This is a genomic window from Klebsiella sp. I138, from assembly GCF_051131765.1.
In the GTDB taxonomy this organism is placed as follows: Bacteria; Pseudomonadota; Gammaproteobacteria; order Enterobacterales; family Enterobacteriaceae; genus Klebsiella.
Genome location: NZ_CP180447.1, coordinates 2,760,599 through 2,774,168, shown reverse-complemented (window position 1 = coordinate 2,774,168; position 13,570 = coordinate 2,760,599). Strand labels below are relative to the sequence as shown.

Genomic DNA, 13,570 nt, shown 5'->3' with positions numbered 1-13,570 from the left:
CTAGGCTGATCCCCGAAAACCCGTACACCTCTGCGGGCTGGCATAGCCGCCAAAATCAGAGGGCGTGAGGTGGCGTTATGGTCGTGTCTGTCGCGCAGTTATTGGCAGAGAAAAATAGTGTTATTTCTTTCTCGGATACAGTTTCCTTTATATTAGAAGACAATGATTTTCTAAATTTCCATGATGTTGTTCAGTTTATTTATAGGAATTTCAATCTTGTAAGTGATGATGTTTCTAATTGCTTGGCAAGTTGTTCTTACGATAGAGTTAAAGGAGTGTCTGAGTCTGATGAGATTGCAGCAGAAAGCCTCGAGACATTAGAGTACTTGATATCATCAAACTGGATATCAGGCATAGAAAATGAAGGGCAAGGTGGATATTTTTCTATTTATAATAACGAAGGGTATGAAAATGGTTCGCGTAAGGACTTTTTCTTTCGTAAGAATGAATTGATTCATGTGCTTACTACTGCCGGGATTACATTCAAATTCAATGAACAGGTTGATAATGAAAATTCAGCAGAAAGCAGTGTGCAGGAATATGAAAATAGAATTAAAATATTATCGGATGAAAATAAAAAATTAAAAATCGAAGTTGATGAACTAAGGCATGATAAGCCCAAGTATCTTGGTGTGTTTAGAGACGACGATCCATTATTAATTGCTATCAACATAAGGAATGTTGAGTGGGAATTATTTGATGAGAATAATGCTCGAGTCACGACGCCATCTGCAGATTATGTAATCGAGAAGTTGAAAGAGCAATATGGAATGTCACATGCACTTGCTAGTGCCATTGAAAGAGTTGCCTGCCCAATTGTTAGAAAGGCGTCTTAGTTCGTTTGAGTACCACCATGAGTCATGATGTATCATAGATGTCAGTCCTTGATACATATCTCACATATCAATCTACCCTAACCCATAGGGTAGAATAACTCATTAAATCAGCCGCATACCTTAACCCTAAGGGTGAAATTCATCCTGAGTCCCTTACCCTCAGGGTAAAATGTACCTAAATACCCTTAACCCTAAGGATATAAAAACATCGTCTTTTTTATGCAATGATATACCTCGTAAACCGCAATAGACGTTACGAGGTAAATATGGCTCAGTCATTGATAAGATTTTCTGAAGTACAACGAAGAACTGGATATAGTAAAGCGTGGTTATATCGCCTCATGGAGCAGAACCGATTTCCTTCTGCAATAAAAATTGGTTCGCGCTCAATTGCTTTCATCGAAAGTGAAATAGATGATTGGATTAATCAACGTATTGCTGAGTCACGCGGTGACTTGTCCGAATAATTAAAGAGTAATATGGACTTTCCTGTGGGGCTGGTGGTGCTACGGAAAGATAGTGTGAATATTTAATTCTCTACTGTGTAGCGGAGCGAGGATAAATGAAAGCTGAAAAATTCAGATTCAATTCTGAGGGCGCCTCTCAGCCTGTGGCTAGCCAGAAAAATATATTCAAGGCTGAGGTGAATGATATTTCAGTCATTAAGTTCGAGGGGCATTCCGTGCGCATTGTGAATATCGATGGTGAACCGTGGTTTGTCGTTTCTGACGTTTGCCAGGCCCTAGAAATTAGCAACCCAACCAGTGCTGTTACTTCTTTGGATTTCGATGAGGTAATGACCCTAACTTTAAATGAGGGGCATTCAGGTAAGCGTGGCGGAGCACGTAGTTGGAATATGGCCGCTGAGTCAGGTTTCTACAAACTGATCGCTCGCAGTCGTAAAGCCACCACTCCCGGCACGTTCGCCCACCGCTTCAGCAACTGGGTATTCCGCGAGGTTGTGCCTTCTATCCGTAAAACTGGCTCCTACGGTGTGCCATTCGCGCTCCTTAATGACCATACCCGCCGCAAAGAGCTTTACACGAAGAAGGCCAGCCGGTGTGGTAAAGACCTTCAGTCATGCAAAGGTGAGAAAGCTCGCCTGGCCGCCGAAGAAATCGAACTGTGGCGTAAGTATCAACCTGACCTGCTGGAGGTTCATTAATGGCTAACCCCACCAGCACACCGCTGCCAAATCACGCATATCGCGACGCGCAGGGCCAGACGGTGAGCGTCGTCTCTGTAGCACACAACCGCGTGACGTTCTATCGCGAGGGCTACCAGTTCCCTTGCGTACAGCCCATTGAGCGATTCATGAAGGAGTTCGCGGAGGTGAAACAATGATTACCAGTATCCAAGGTAATAGCCTCTCTATGGCTGGCTTGTTAGCAAATGTTAGCACTTTGCGAGTGCTGCGCAGCCACGGGAACCTGTCGAAACCTGTCACTTTGCAGGTCACTGAAGGTGGTGCGCAAAATGCCGGGTGGAATTTCTGGAATAGGAATAGCGATTCCTTTAACACCTGCAGTAAAATTTTTTGCGAGTCCATAAAAAATGGCTTGATGTTCTACGTCATCCAGGTCTATGGTTATTGTGCACCAGCAAAATCTGGTGCCGGGATTGGCGTCCCGGAGAGTTTACAGGCGACCTATGACGCGCCATGCGTCTTTTTTTGTGTCGTTAATTCAGTACACCCTTTTTTCTGCGTTGCGGGTATAATCCGCGTCGCTCACAAAATAATGGTGGGCTGGATGGGGGCGGAGAAATCCGCGCCGGTTTCCTGTAACGCCGGTTACGCCAACCCTGTTCAGTCCACCACCAGCGAAATTGGCGTTTCCGGTGGTGGGTTTCAGACCCAGTTACAGGAGGCTGCCACCATGGCTACTACCCCTACCCAAAATCCACAATTTATCTGGATCATCGCTGCTATACGACGTGATAGCCAATCCGTCACTGTAAAAATCTTCCACGTTACCGCAGTATCTGAACGCGAAGCCCGTCGCACTTTAGTGCGTGATCACGTTTGTTTTTTCGCTGGCCGCATCCGTCTGACGGAGGTGGATCATGCGTAATAATTCCTTTCCCACAGTCATCACCGAGAATCCTTATCTGCTCGATGAACTGACCTACGAAACAGAATGCGTGTTGGCGATTCTGCGAACAATTAACGATGTCAGTGATCCACACACCAAAAGTTATCTCGTAGATGCCGCGGAACTTATTGGTACTCAGTTGTTGAAAAAGCTAGAGCACAACGCACGTCTGGAAGATGGTGATTGCTAATGAAAAATATCGATCTCATCCGCGAAGTTACCCATGCAGCAGCTGATCGCTGGCCATCTGTTCTGGCTGGACTACACATCAACGTACCAGATTCACCGAGAAAACATACAGCCTGCCCGGCCTGTGGCGGTAAAGATCGCTTCCGTTTCGATGATGGCGGCCGTGGTAGCTTTATCTGCAACCAGTGCGGCGCTGGTGACGGGCTGGACTTAATCAAACGGGTTAACAATTGCGACACCACGGAGGCCGCACGGCTGGTGGCTGATGTGCTGGGCATTGATTGCCGGGGAACAGTACAGGACGAAGCCACCGCCAACCAGAGACGGGAGCAGCTGGAAGCCGTGCGTACACAACTGGAGCAGGAGCGCCTGCAGCGGGCGGCAGGGGACGCACAGCAGCGCCGGGCTACGTTTACCCGTCTGTACGATGAGAAGCGCCAGAGCGCTAATCAGGGCGAATCTGAATACCTTACTGGTAAGGGGCTGGTCGGCTTCACCTTCCCCATCCTTTCCGATGGATCACTATTGCTGGCGCTGGTGGGGGAATCCGGCGCAGTCATAGCAGCGCAGACCATTACCGCGCAGGGAGAAAAGCGACTCATGAAGGGATCGGCAAAGCGCGGGGCATATTACGCCGTAAGCGCGCTGGAACAGCCTCAAAGCGTCGTGATTGCAGAGGGGCTGGCTACCGCTCTAACGTGTCAATTAATTCAACCTGACGCGCTCACAGTAGCCGCAATCGACGCCGGAAACCTGCTGCCTGTTTCGCAGGTAATGCGACGGCATTACCCGGATGTGCAGATCATCATCGCCGCCGACAACGATATTAAACCTGGTGAGCCAAACACAGGCAAAGAAGCCGCGGAGAAAGCCGCTAAAGCTGTTTCTGGCTGGATGGCTTTACCTCCGTCTGAGGAAAAGGCCGACTGGAACGACTACTACCAGCAGCACGGACTGGAAGCCGCCACAGCAGCATTTAACGATTCGATGTATCAACCGCAGGAGCCTGAAGTGTCCGCGAAACTGCAAGTGATCAACGGAGGGAAGAAGAGCGCATCAAAACCTGAATCCCTGCGACCTCATATCCAAAGCCGTATTGATGGCGTGTACTGGGTTGAACCCAAATCAGATAAGGATACCGGGGAAATAATCAGCCGTGAAAGCTGGTTGTGTTCTGCTCTGAAGGTCATCGGTATTGGCATTGATGACAGTAAAACCCGTTACCTGATCCTGCGCTGGCAGGCATTTGGTACGAAGAGTGAAACCGTACAGGCGATACCCTTTGCTGACATTGGTGAGCGCGAAGGCTGGCGAACGCTCAAAGCCGGTGGTGTGAATGTAACAACCAAGAGCGGTTTACGCGCTACGCTAGCCGACTGGCTTCAGAGCTGTGCCAATGGTGAGGTATGGCGCATTGCGCATGCTACGGGGTGGCAGTGTGGCGCCTATATCATGCCCGATGGTGAGATCATCGGTACGCCAGAACAACCGGTGCTGTTTAACGGGCGGAGTTCTGCTGCGTCCGGTTACACCACCAGCGGTACCGGGCAAAGCTGGCGGGAGAGCGTGGGACGTCTGGCTTTTGGCAACTATTCCATGATGACTGGCGTGGCCGCAGCTCTGGCAGCTCCATTGATTGGCCTTGCTGGTGCTGATGGATTCGGTATCCACCTCTACGAACAGTCGAGCGCGGGTAAGACCACCACTGCTAATGTGGCATCCAGTCTCTACGGAAACCCGGATGTACTGCGCCTTACCTGGTACGGCACCGCGCTTGGGCTGGCGAATGAGGCCGCTGCACATAATGACGCGTTGATGCCGCTTGACGAAATCGGCCAGGGGGCTGACCCGGTGGAGGTCTATAAATCAGCCTACGCGCTGTTTAACGGCACGGGAAAACTACAGGGAGCGAAGGAAGGGGGAAACCGTGACCTGAAGCGCTGGCGTACTGTGGCCATCAGTACCGGTGAGATGGATCTGGAGACCTTCATTGCCAGTGCCGGCCGTAAGGCTAAAGCGGGCCAGTTGGTTCGCCTGCTGAACATTCCGATGCGTCGGGCAGTGCGTTTCCATGAGCATACCAATGGTAAGCACCATGCTGATGCTCTCAAAGATGCATACCAGCATAACCACGGAGTGTCCGGGCGTGAGTGGGTGAAATGGCTGGCTGACCACCAGCAAGAGGCGGTGAACGCTGTCAGGGCAGCGGAAGAGCGCTGGCGTCGTCTGATCCCATCGGATTACGGGGAGCAGGTCCATCGTGTCGGCGCCCGGTTCGCCATTCTGGAAGCCGCACTGCTGTTGGGTAAGGTGATTACCGGCTGGGATGAGCAGACATGCCGGGATGCTATTCAGTACAGCTATAACGCCTGGCTGCGCGAATTTGGTACCGGCAACAAAGAGCATCAGCAGATTATCGAGCAGACCGAGGCATTCCTGAACGCCTATGGCATGAGCCGTTTTGCGCCGTTCCCGTATGACCCAACCAGTCTGCCAATCTCCAACATGGCGGGATACCGGCAGAAAGGAGGTCACGAGACTGACCCGATAGTGTTCTACACCTTCCCCGCAGCCTTCGAAGGGGAGATTGCCCGCGGCTTTAACTCCCGTCAGTTTGCGGAGGTATTGAAGAAAGCCGGCATGCTGACACCGCCGACTTCAGGCCGGGGGTTCCAGAGAAAGTCGCCACGCATTGATGGGCGACAGATTCGGGTTTATGTCCTGCAGTATCTGCCGGACGACGACCAGCCAGAGTAAAAGCATTCTTTCATGTGTGTAGTTTAGGTGTTGGCTCAGTTGGTTCAGTTGCCTCAGTAGTTATATATATCTGTTTAATAAGGTTTCATGTTTGAAAAATGAACCAACATTGAGGCAACAAACTACCATTTTGAACCAACACTGAATCAGGTACAGGGCATCAGAAGAGAGGATCACAGCGATGACAGCTCAAATTTCAGCATATGGCCGGCTGGTGGCCGATCCACAGACCAGAACAACTGGAAAAGGTACGAACATGGCTATGGCCCGCCTGGCGGTAGCGCTGCCCTGTAATGCGGCAGATAACGGAGAGGCAACTTTCTGGTTGGGTGTGATTGCTTTTGGTAAACAGGCCGATGTGCTGGCCAAACACAGTAAAGGCGACCTTGTCAGTGTGGCGGGCAATATGCAACTCAATCAGTGGACTGGTCAGGATGGCGGTACACAGCAAGGCTATCAGGTTATTGCGGACAGTGTACTCAGTGCCAGAACGGTACGCCCAGGCGGTAAAGCAGGTCAACAAGGACAGGCTACTGATGCCCTACGCCGGGCCCATGAACAGCAACCGCCGGCCACCGGGTATGAAGGATTCGACCAGACCCCGCCGTATGACGATGATTTTTAGATAGTAAGCTGAATGCTAGGCACTTGAGTGTTTCCTGACTTCCGCAAACTGTTAATGTACTCACCTAACGGAATAAAGTACGGCAGATCATCCTACTATCAGAAGTAGTGGCAAAGGATGGGGTTCTGAACATCAAAAACGTCAGCCACGGTAGCATGATGGTGACGTACTGAAGACCGCCGAAGATGATAGGCATCATTCCCAATAATACTGGCGGATTCGATGAAGTGGCAAAAGTCAGTCGCATCTTTTTACGTAATGAACTAATTCTATTACAAAAGCGGTTAAAAGAATTAAACCATTTGCTTGGGGGAATTCAATTCAATCCATACACATAATAAACTTAGTTAAACACCATAAGCTAACTCGTGGTTTTAATTATAAATCAGGATCGATCGGCTTATGATAAAGCACTACTGGGTAGTGAATAACTTCATACCCAAGCTTTGTTGCCGTGTGCTCATGATTACTATAAAAGACAAGAGGATTGTCTTTACATGCGATAATATTTATCTGTTTACAAGCATGAATCTTGGGAGCACATTTATTTAAGTGTTTTTCCCATTGGGCCATCATAGCAGAACATGATTGGTTTTTTGTATATATAATCAATCCACCACTGGCACTATTCACTGTACCAGTGCTATATCGCTCAGTTAACTGTGAGTATCCTTTGAAAAGATAACTGTATCCCGAGGTGTGCTTTTTCGCCTCACCATGCCATACGAACCCACCTAATTTTACAGTTATGTCACAGTGCCCTCTTTGATTTACTTCATGCGATGCATGAAGTCCAATGTATCTATTTTCAAGATTGGAAAGAAGAAAGAGAGTCAATTGATCTTCTGTCAAATCAAAGGTGATTCTATTTCCATTCTGTTCTAACTTCTGGATTGCATAATCTAATTCACTTCGAATGTACTGTTTAAAATTTCCATAAGAGGAGAGTGCGAAATCTATTCTCTCAATTGCATGATGACATTTGCTAAGCGCAAAGTTCTTATCAAGATCAGCAAGGCTCATCATCATTAGCGGTCACCCTTTTTACATTCATATTTAACTGTATAAAAAGGGAAAACAAATTCTTTGTAATTTTCTACTAGCTCACCAGTATATGGATGCTCCAGAAAGTGGCTTTTTTCTGCATCTATAACATCAGCGATACTAACCTCAAATGTGCCATAAATGTCATCTATGAATTGATAATTAAGTTTTAAAAAATCAACTCTAGGATTGCAAAGCACCTGAATGGCGGAAAAAACATCTAATTCATCACATTCCGAATGAAATTCTTTATGCGAATTAGCTATATCAAAAATTATATTATAGCTAATATAGACATTAGGAGAGCGACAAGCCAAACTTGAGATTTCATCATACAAATGCGTAGCAAGAGAGCCCACTCGAGGACTCTCCGCACAGATTTGCTGTATAAGTCTAGCCATTTTGCCACCCTTCATTGCTGACTCCACTCATAATATCAGCTTTGTTAGAATTTCAAAATCATCACGTGAGATACACTGACTTAGTATAGCAAATGTTACAGGGGAGCTGGACGATCCCCCAAGGTATCTTCTAAGTGTTCCCGGAATGATCAACTCAACATTGTCTAGCAATTGAAGCGCCGGATTTACACGCTCTAATCTAACACCTATCCTATAAAGGCCAATATTACCAACAGCTTTTATACCTTCTTGATTAAATAAATCATTTCTCAAATCATTGCTTTTATCATTTTTCTTCTCTTTATGCGTAGTACCTTCTGGTGTAAGAAACGACAAATCAAAGACTTTATATTTCAAGAGAGAGTATGGTGGTTTTTTCTGATTGAATATTTCATCAATTAAAGGGAAGAAATCTTTTTCAGCCGAATTAAATTGATAACCTGCATAGTTATACAAAGTCCTAACAACATTGGATTTAGCGAATAAAATACTTTCGCCAATAGTATTCAATCCAGAATCTATAAGAATATAAATTTTTGAAGTGGCTTTATCAATTATGCAAACATCAAAACACTGATGTTTCTCTTTTTTCTTGGCTATTATTTCATCGTAGCTACTATATTGAGGTATAGTACTAGGGATGATTTTCTCTCTTACGACTTGCTCACGCACAGAACTAAATAAAACAATGCTTTGATTGCTGTCTGTCGAATAATGAATTAATTCCAATTGGTTTTTTTCGAGTTTTGGATCTCATTTTTAGAAAGAATTGTATCACTTAGAGATGAAGGTTGATTCATAACTCCCCAATCAAATTCAATCCTTTGATCTATAGCGCTAATAGCTTTAGTATCGACTGTCAAGCTAAAAAGAGCTTTATCACCATAAATGAACTGCCCAAAAAGTAATTTGTCAATCTCTTGAATTATTGAATTAAATTTTTGAATGCTCTTCGTTTTTAATTCACTTAATTCCTTTAGTATTTTTTCGTAAGTGGCATCTCGTCCCTTACCAAGAGTTAAACCAAGGGATGTAATGACTGGCTTAGCCACACCCCAGGGAAGTCTATTTACAAGTGCTATAATTGATTTTAATTCTGCTTCACTTAGTACTGCCGGGACATTGCCTGTCATAGAATCCACCCGCATAAATCGCAAAAAACTCCTTCGAATGGACTACAAAGGAGAGTATCTAATAACCCTAACAAATCAGATGGAAAAAATTCAAGCGCTTTAAGCTTATTCTTACTGCAATTTTGTGATGATGATCATCTCGCTTCATGCGCTTTCGTATCTCCGCCACGCCAGCCCGCTTTGTGTAGTGGTTTTCATGCACCGGCATGAGAGACGAAAAAGCCCGCAAGAAATGGATGGAAAGGCGGTTAATGGGGCCAGTGGAGAGGCTTTTGGCAACCTGAATGCGAGCTAGGGGGCATGATACAAGGCTACCTGATGGCCTACCTGACGGCGATTGCCGCTTGGCCAGTCACACTGTCGTTAATTGGTATCTCTGCAGGAGGGGCATTCTTTACGCGGCGCAGGGGGCTGGGCGTAGTCCTCGTCGTTCTGTTCATGCTGGTGGTCATCGCAGCCTGGCAGTTTGAGCAATACATATAGAATCATACCGCCCCATGAAAATGCCCATATCTTATTTATAGGCAGAAACGGTGTGTTCTGGCTATGTATGGCAGAAATGGAGTGTTCTGCCTATAGATAGGCAGGTTTGACGTGTTCTGGCTATGTATAGGCACAAGTGATGTGTTTTGCCCATCATGGTTGATATCTCTTAGCGATAACTTGCTTCGCAGGGATGGATCGGGTATCTCAGCTCGATTTGTGGCGCATCGTTTAGAAGCCGGCCAGATCTTGCCATCAGGTATCCGGCGATTTCTTCAGACGTCAAATCAACATGAAGCATGTCTTCATCTTGAAACCATTCATTAGGCCAGTAGATGAGATCGGACGGATTGGCATCAAAGTTTTTCTCCAGCAATCCCAGCGCGTAGTTTTGTTCCGATTCCTTGCCTTCAGCATTGCACACGAAACTAATTATCTGAACGAGTTCATTCCAGGTTAAATCCGCAACGTATTTCTCCTGATTAAATGCCATCCGGGTAAAGTTCTTTGCGTCGGTCCATGAGGAAAAGTCACGGAAATCAGAGAATTCATACGGATTAAAGACCTGCCTGTTCCAGTCATCAATCAATGCTTTTAGCCCTTCATCATCTGTGTCGGCGCCGTTATCAATTTGCGACAGTATCTCTTCGGCTGCGTTCGCTAGTTCTTTAAGTTTCTGGCGATTTATCTTGGCTGGCTTAAAACGTTCGGGTAAGGGCATCAGGTCTTCCTTGTTAAGTTGAGGCTCAACAGCGACAAATCATTACGCAATCTTCGTTAAGTACTCGTCAAAAGTCTATAAAACAATCAATTTCCTTTCTGGTAATGATCGAATTTATTTTTTCATTAATTGCAATATAAGCAATGATTGTTTCATTTTGTGAAATTATACTGACTGTATAAATATCAGGAGGTGATCATGTCAAAACAGTCTGTCAAACCTGTCTTGCTCAGCGAGGCACAGATTCAGGCAATCAGAAAAATTCAGGAAAAGCAGCGCCAGCAATCAGGTATTGGCGTTGCGCCAACTATCCATGAAATCGCAAGGGGGCTGGTGGACAAAGCCTTGCAACAGCATTTGGGGTAAAGGCTCTAACTTGTTGATACAAAGCAAAATAACCAACTGCTTATTATTCATGCAGATGTTCAGTGTTTTGGGGCTAAAAAAGGTAACTATGAAATGAATATCACTGACGAAGAGTTGCTTCAGCAAGTTCAAGCACTGGCTGATAAATTACCACCTGAAGAACGACAACTCATTTTAGAGTTACCTCACCGTTACAGAGCTGTCTACAGCGTTGCTCAATCATACATTCCGGATTATCCACGCGGTGTTTTGGATGCTTTATGTTTTATCCAAAGAAACAAACCATAAGGAGGTCTCGTTATGCCAACAGTGCCAACTGTACAAGGCCGACAGGTTGAAAGCCGCGGCGTTTCATCTCCGGGATTCCAGACCTTCGAGCAGCCAAATATCGGCGATGCGCTGGTGAACGTCGGTAGCCAGGCTTTGGATGTGTTCGGGCAGGCCAAACAGCAAGCGGACCTTGCACTGACCCAAGATGCGACTCAAAGGCTTTATGCTGTTGGGAGCGGATTGATGGATGATCCCAAGGAAGGTCTGATGACTCTCCAGGGGAAAAATGCAATTGGTCAGGCTCCTGGGTATATCCAGAAATTTGATAACGAGATGCAAACTATTGCTGGCACGCTGCCTGAGTCCGCACGAAATGTGTTCTTAAAGCATGCTCAACAGCAGCGAATGCAATTTGCCACTCAAGCAGAGCGGCATGAATTAGGGCAACGTAGGCAGTATGAGTCTGGTCAGCAGGACGGTTATTTATCCTTGCAAGCCCAGCAAGCTATATCTAATCCACAGTTGTTCAACCAATCAGCTTTGAATGCCAGAGCCTCAATTATGGCTTATGGCCAAGCGCATGGACAAAGCCCTGAAGAAATCGAGGCAAACTGGGGAGGGTGGCGCGAGCAAGCCGCGAACCGTGCTAGCGAGGCATGGTATAACCCGATCTACCAGCAGATGATGGGGCCTGAAGGGAAAATTGAGGTCACCAACACTCCACAAGAAGCGCAGCTCTTTTCGTCGATTATCTGGCAGGAGAGTGGCGGCAATCAGTTTGGTAAAGATGGTGCACCGCTGGTATCACCGAAAGGTGCTGTTGGCGCAGCGCAGGTGATGGAAAGTACCGGTCCGGAGGCTGCTAGCCTCGCTGGTCTTCCGTGGGATCGCGACAAATGGCTGAACGACCCGCGATATAACGTGCAGCTTGGCAAGGCATATTTCGGCGCGCAGCTGAAAAAATACGATAACAATCCGGTGCTGGCGGTAGCAGCATACAACGCCGGGCCTGGCGCTGTCGATGGATGGATTCAGCAATTTGGCGACCCGCGAGATGGCACTGTGTCGAATGCGCAGTTTGCTGCAGCGATCCCATATGAGGAAACGCGTAACTATGTCGCTAAAGTTACCGGTAGCGCAGGATCCATACCGGGCAATGCCACTATCGAGAATCTCGTAAACCAGCCCTTCTGGAACGCGATGAGCCCGCAGAAAAAATCAGTGATGCTGAGTAAGCAGGCTGGTCTCTATGATATGCAGGCCGCTGCCGGTCGCGTCTCTTTGCAGACACGAATGCAGGATGATCTGGCTAAGCTGGAAGCGGGGCAGGAAGTAAACCCAATCACTGAGCATGAATGGGCTGCGGTCATGCCACTTCAGGCCAGCCCATCAGAGCGTATCCAACTACAGCAGTCATTCGAGCAGTACCAGCAGGCTATGACGCTGCAGCCAGTTTACAAGACGATTGTGCAGGGATCGGCTCAGCAGAGTATTACCGCAGTTCAGGCAATGATGCCGAAGGAATCAGACGTTGATTTCAAATTCAAGCAGGGTCTCTACTCGACAGCTCAGGCAAAGCTTAATGCCACACTGAAAGCTCGTGAGTCTGATCCGGGGACGTGGTTACAAACTAACTCGCCAGTAGCGAAAAATGCTTTTGAGCAGTACCAGAATAACCAAGCTTCCGGGGAATATCTCGTGTCACGCCTAGAAGCGGAGAAAGGCCGCTTGGGCATCAACAGCAAGAAGGTACTTCCTGACTCCATGGTTAACAACCTCATTTCTCAGATCGATAACAATAAAGAATCAAGCGTGACCGCCATTCAGTCGGTGGCGCAGTCGTTCGGAAAATACTCCGATCAGGTTATGCGGCAGGTGCAAAATAAAGCATTCCCAGCTTTAAAAGTTGTCATGTCTACAGAAAACCAACGGGCAGCAGATGCGTTGTGGCAAATACGGAATGTATCTACTTCTGATTTGAGATCTGGTCTGGATAAAAACAAGGCAGACAGCGCAGACTCATTGTGGACAGATCAATTTAAAGATTTTTCTTCAACTCTTATTCCTCAGAGAAATGGCGCTGAAAACTGGACTATTTATAACGAGCAGGGAAAACGCTTGACCTACAACTACATGCAGCGCGGTATGTCTCCGGGTGATGCGGCAAAACAGGCATATCAGGACGTTCTCGGCCAGCAGTATCAGACCAATGGCACTTGGCGGTTACCTAATCGTGCAGGGGTAGATATTCACGACGTCACCGATGGCGCAAATGAATACCTCAAATCTCTGTCACCCGAAAGCATCATGCCTCTTATCGGCGATCCACGTCTGCCTGACAGCGTCAATCGTGAGCAGAGCCTCAGCCGTATCCGTGATAACGCGCAGTGGGTCACCAACAGTGATGAAAGCGGGCTGACACTGATGATGAACGGCCTACTGATAAACAACGCTCAGGGGCAGCCAATAACCGTGACGTTTGCTGATCTGGCGAAGATTGGCGCTGGTAACCGCACCACCTGGAACAGCCTGACCAAATTCGTACAGACGCCGGTTAAATATACGCCGGGCCAGTCGAAGAATTACACGGTGGAAAGTCAGCGTGAAAACTTGATCAACATTATCCAGCACGGACAGCAGGCGGGGCGATAA

General features: G+C 47.1%; 17 protein-coding genes and 1 pseudogene. 13 read left to right on the top strand and 5 right to left on the bottom strand.

Translation table 11 applies throughout. From position 1 onward, the window contains the following. Positions 1 to 77: 77 nt before the first annotated feature. The 9 genes and pseudogenes from ACMYSK_RS12945 to ACMYSK_RS12905 all read left to right on the top strand — a co-directional run. Positions 78 to 836 (top strand): hypothetical protein, encoded by a 759-nt coding sequence (locus tag ACMYSK_RS12945; protein ID WP_434635914.1) that lies wholly within the window; start codon positions 78 to 80, stop codon positions 834 to 836. 266 nt (positions 837 to 1,102) lie between these two features. After that, positions 1,103 to 1,303 (top strand): helix-turn-helix transcriptional regulator, encoded by a 201-nt coding sequence (locus ACMYSK_RS12940; protein ID WP_100662896.1) that lies wholly within the window; start codon positions 1,103 to 1,105, stop codon positions 1,301 to 1,303. Between the two features lie 95 nt (positions 1,304 to 1,398). Further along, complete coding sequence (locus ACMYSK_RS12935; RefSeq protein WP_434635913.1) at positions 1,399 to 2,001, top strand: BRO-N domain-containing protein; 603 nt, start codon at positions 1,399 to 1,401, stop codon at positions 1,999 to 2,001. Then, complete coding sequence (locus tag ACMYSK_RS12930) at positions 2,001 to 2,180, top strand: DUF4222 domain-containing protein (RefSeq protein WP_100662862.1); 180 nt, start codon at positions 2,001 to 2,003, stop codon at positions 2,178 to 2,180. Before ACMYSK_RS12935 ends, ACMYSK_RS12930 begins: the two co-directional genes overlap by 1 nt. Beyond that, the gene (locus tag ACMYSK_RS12925; RefSeq protein ID WP_434635912.1) at positions 2,177 to 2,908 is read left to right on the top strand and encodes a host cell division inhibitor Icd-like protein; all 732 of its coding nucleotides are present in this window, start codon (positions 2,177 to 2,179) and stop codon (positions 2,906 to 2,908) included. The genes ACMYSK_RS12930 and ACMYSK_RS12925 overlap by 4 nt, the downstream gene beginning before the upstream one ends. Then, positions 2,901 to 3,119, top strand: coding sequence for a hypothetical protein (locus ACMYSK_RS12920; protein ID WP_047724288.1), 219 nt, complete (start codon positions 2,901 to 2,903; stop codon positions 3,117 to 3,119). The genes ACMYSK_RS12925 and ACMYSK_RS12920 overlap by 8 nt, the downstream gene beginning before the upstream one ends. Then, positions 3,119 to 5,875, top strand: a complete 2,757-nt coding sequence (locus ACMYSK_RS12915; RefSeq protein WP_434635911.1) for a DUF927 domain-containing protein — start codon at positions 3,119 to 3,121, stop codon at positions 5,873 to 5,875. Before ACMYSK_RS12920 ends, ACMYSK_RS12915 begins: the two co-directional genes overlap by 1 nt. A gap of 181 nt (positions 5,876 to 6,056) precedes the next feature. Then, entirely contained in the window at positions 6,057 to 6,500 is a 444-nt protein-coding gene (locus ACMYSK_RS12910) for a single-stranded DNA-binding protein (protein ID WP_434635910.1), read from the top strand. 36 nt (positions 6,501 to 6,536) lie between these two features. Then, positions 6,537 to 6,838, top strand: a pseudogene (locus ACMYSK_RS12905) (phage portal protein); the annotation flags it as partial. 40 nt (positions 6,839 to 6,878) lie between these two features. Here the strand turns inward: ACMYSK_RS12905 and ACMYSK_RS12900 are convergent. Genes ACMYSK_RS12900 through ACMYSK_RS12885 form a run of 4 tightly spaced genes read right to left on the bottom strand, consistent with a single transcriptional unit; the run spans position 6,879 to position 9,078 of the window. After that, positions 6,879 to 7,529 (bottom strand): hypothetical protein, encoded by a 651-nt coding sequence (locus ACMYSK_RS12900; RefSeq protein WP_434635909.1) that lies wholly within the window; start codon positions 7,527 to 7,529, stop codon positions 6,879 to 6,881. Then, a complete protein-coding gene (locus ACMYSK_RS12895; RefSeq protein ID WP_049153541.1) occupies positions 7,529 to 7,960 on the bottom strand; it encodes a hypothetical protein in 432 nt (143 codons plus the stop codon). Before ACMYSK_RS12895 ends, ACMYSK_RS12900 begins: the two co-directional genes overlap by 1 nt. A 12-nt stretch (positions 7,961 to 7,972) precedes the next feature. Next, entirely contained in the window at positions 7,973 to 8,674 is a 702-nt protein-coding gene (locus ACMYSK_RS12890) for a hypothetical protein (protein WP_434635908.1), read from the bottom strand. Then, entirely contained in the window at positions 8,665 to 9,078 is a 414-nt protein-coding gene (locus ACMYSK_RS12885) for a hypothetical protein (protein WP_434635907.1), read from the bottom strand. The genes ACMYSK_RS12890 and ACMYSK_RS12885 overlap by 10 nt, the downstream gene beginning before the upstream one ends. Before the next feature lie 318 nt (positions 9,079 to 9,396). Here ACMYSK_RS12885 and ACMYSK_RS12880 point away from each other — a divergent pair, with 318 nt between their 5' ends. After that, positions 9,397 to 9,561: a hypothetical protein gene (locus ACMYSK_RS12880; protein WP_417632932.1), complete on the top strand. Its 165-nt coding sequence runs from the start codon at positions 9,397 to 9,399 to the stop codon at positions 9,559 to 9,561. Between the two features lie 169 nt (positions 9,562 to 9,730). Here ACMYSK_RS12880 and ACMYSK_RS12875 read toward each other — a convergent pair whose 3' ends face one another. Then, positions 9,731 to 10,282 carry a hypothetical protein gene (locus ACMYSK_RS12875; RefSeq protein ID WP_434635906.1) on the bottom strand — a complete coding sequence of 184 codons (552 nt, stop codon included), beginning with the start codon at positions 10,280 to 10,282 and terminating at the stop codon, positions 9,731 to 9,733. 198 nt (positions 10,283 to 10,480) lie between these two features. Between ACMYSK_RS12875 and ACMYSK_RS12870 the strand changes: the two genes are divergently transcribed. The 3 genes from ACMYSK_RS12870 (at position 10,481) to ACMYSK_RS12860 (ending at position 13,570) form a co-directional block, all read left to right on the top strand. Continuing rightward, positions 10,481 to 10,648: a hypothetical protein gene (locus ACMYSK_RS12870; protein WP_040224012.1), complete on the top strand. Its 168-nt coding sequence runs from the start codon at positions 10,481 to 10,483 to the stop codon at positions 10,646 to 10,648. Positions 10,649 to 10,741: 93 nt separating this feature from the next. Next, positions 10,742 to 10,936, top strand: coding sequence for a hypothetical protein (locus ACMYSK_RS12865; protein ID WP_434635905.1), 195 nt, complete (start codon positions 10,742 to 10,744; stop codon positions 10,934 to 10,936). Positions 10,937 to 10,948: 12 nt separating this feature from the next. Beyond that, entirely contained in the window at positions 10,949 to 13,570 is a 2,622-nt protein-coding gene (locus ACMYSK_RS12860) for a transglycosylase SLT domain-containing protein (RefSeq protein WP_434635904.1), read from the top strand.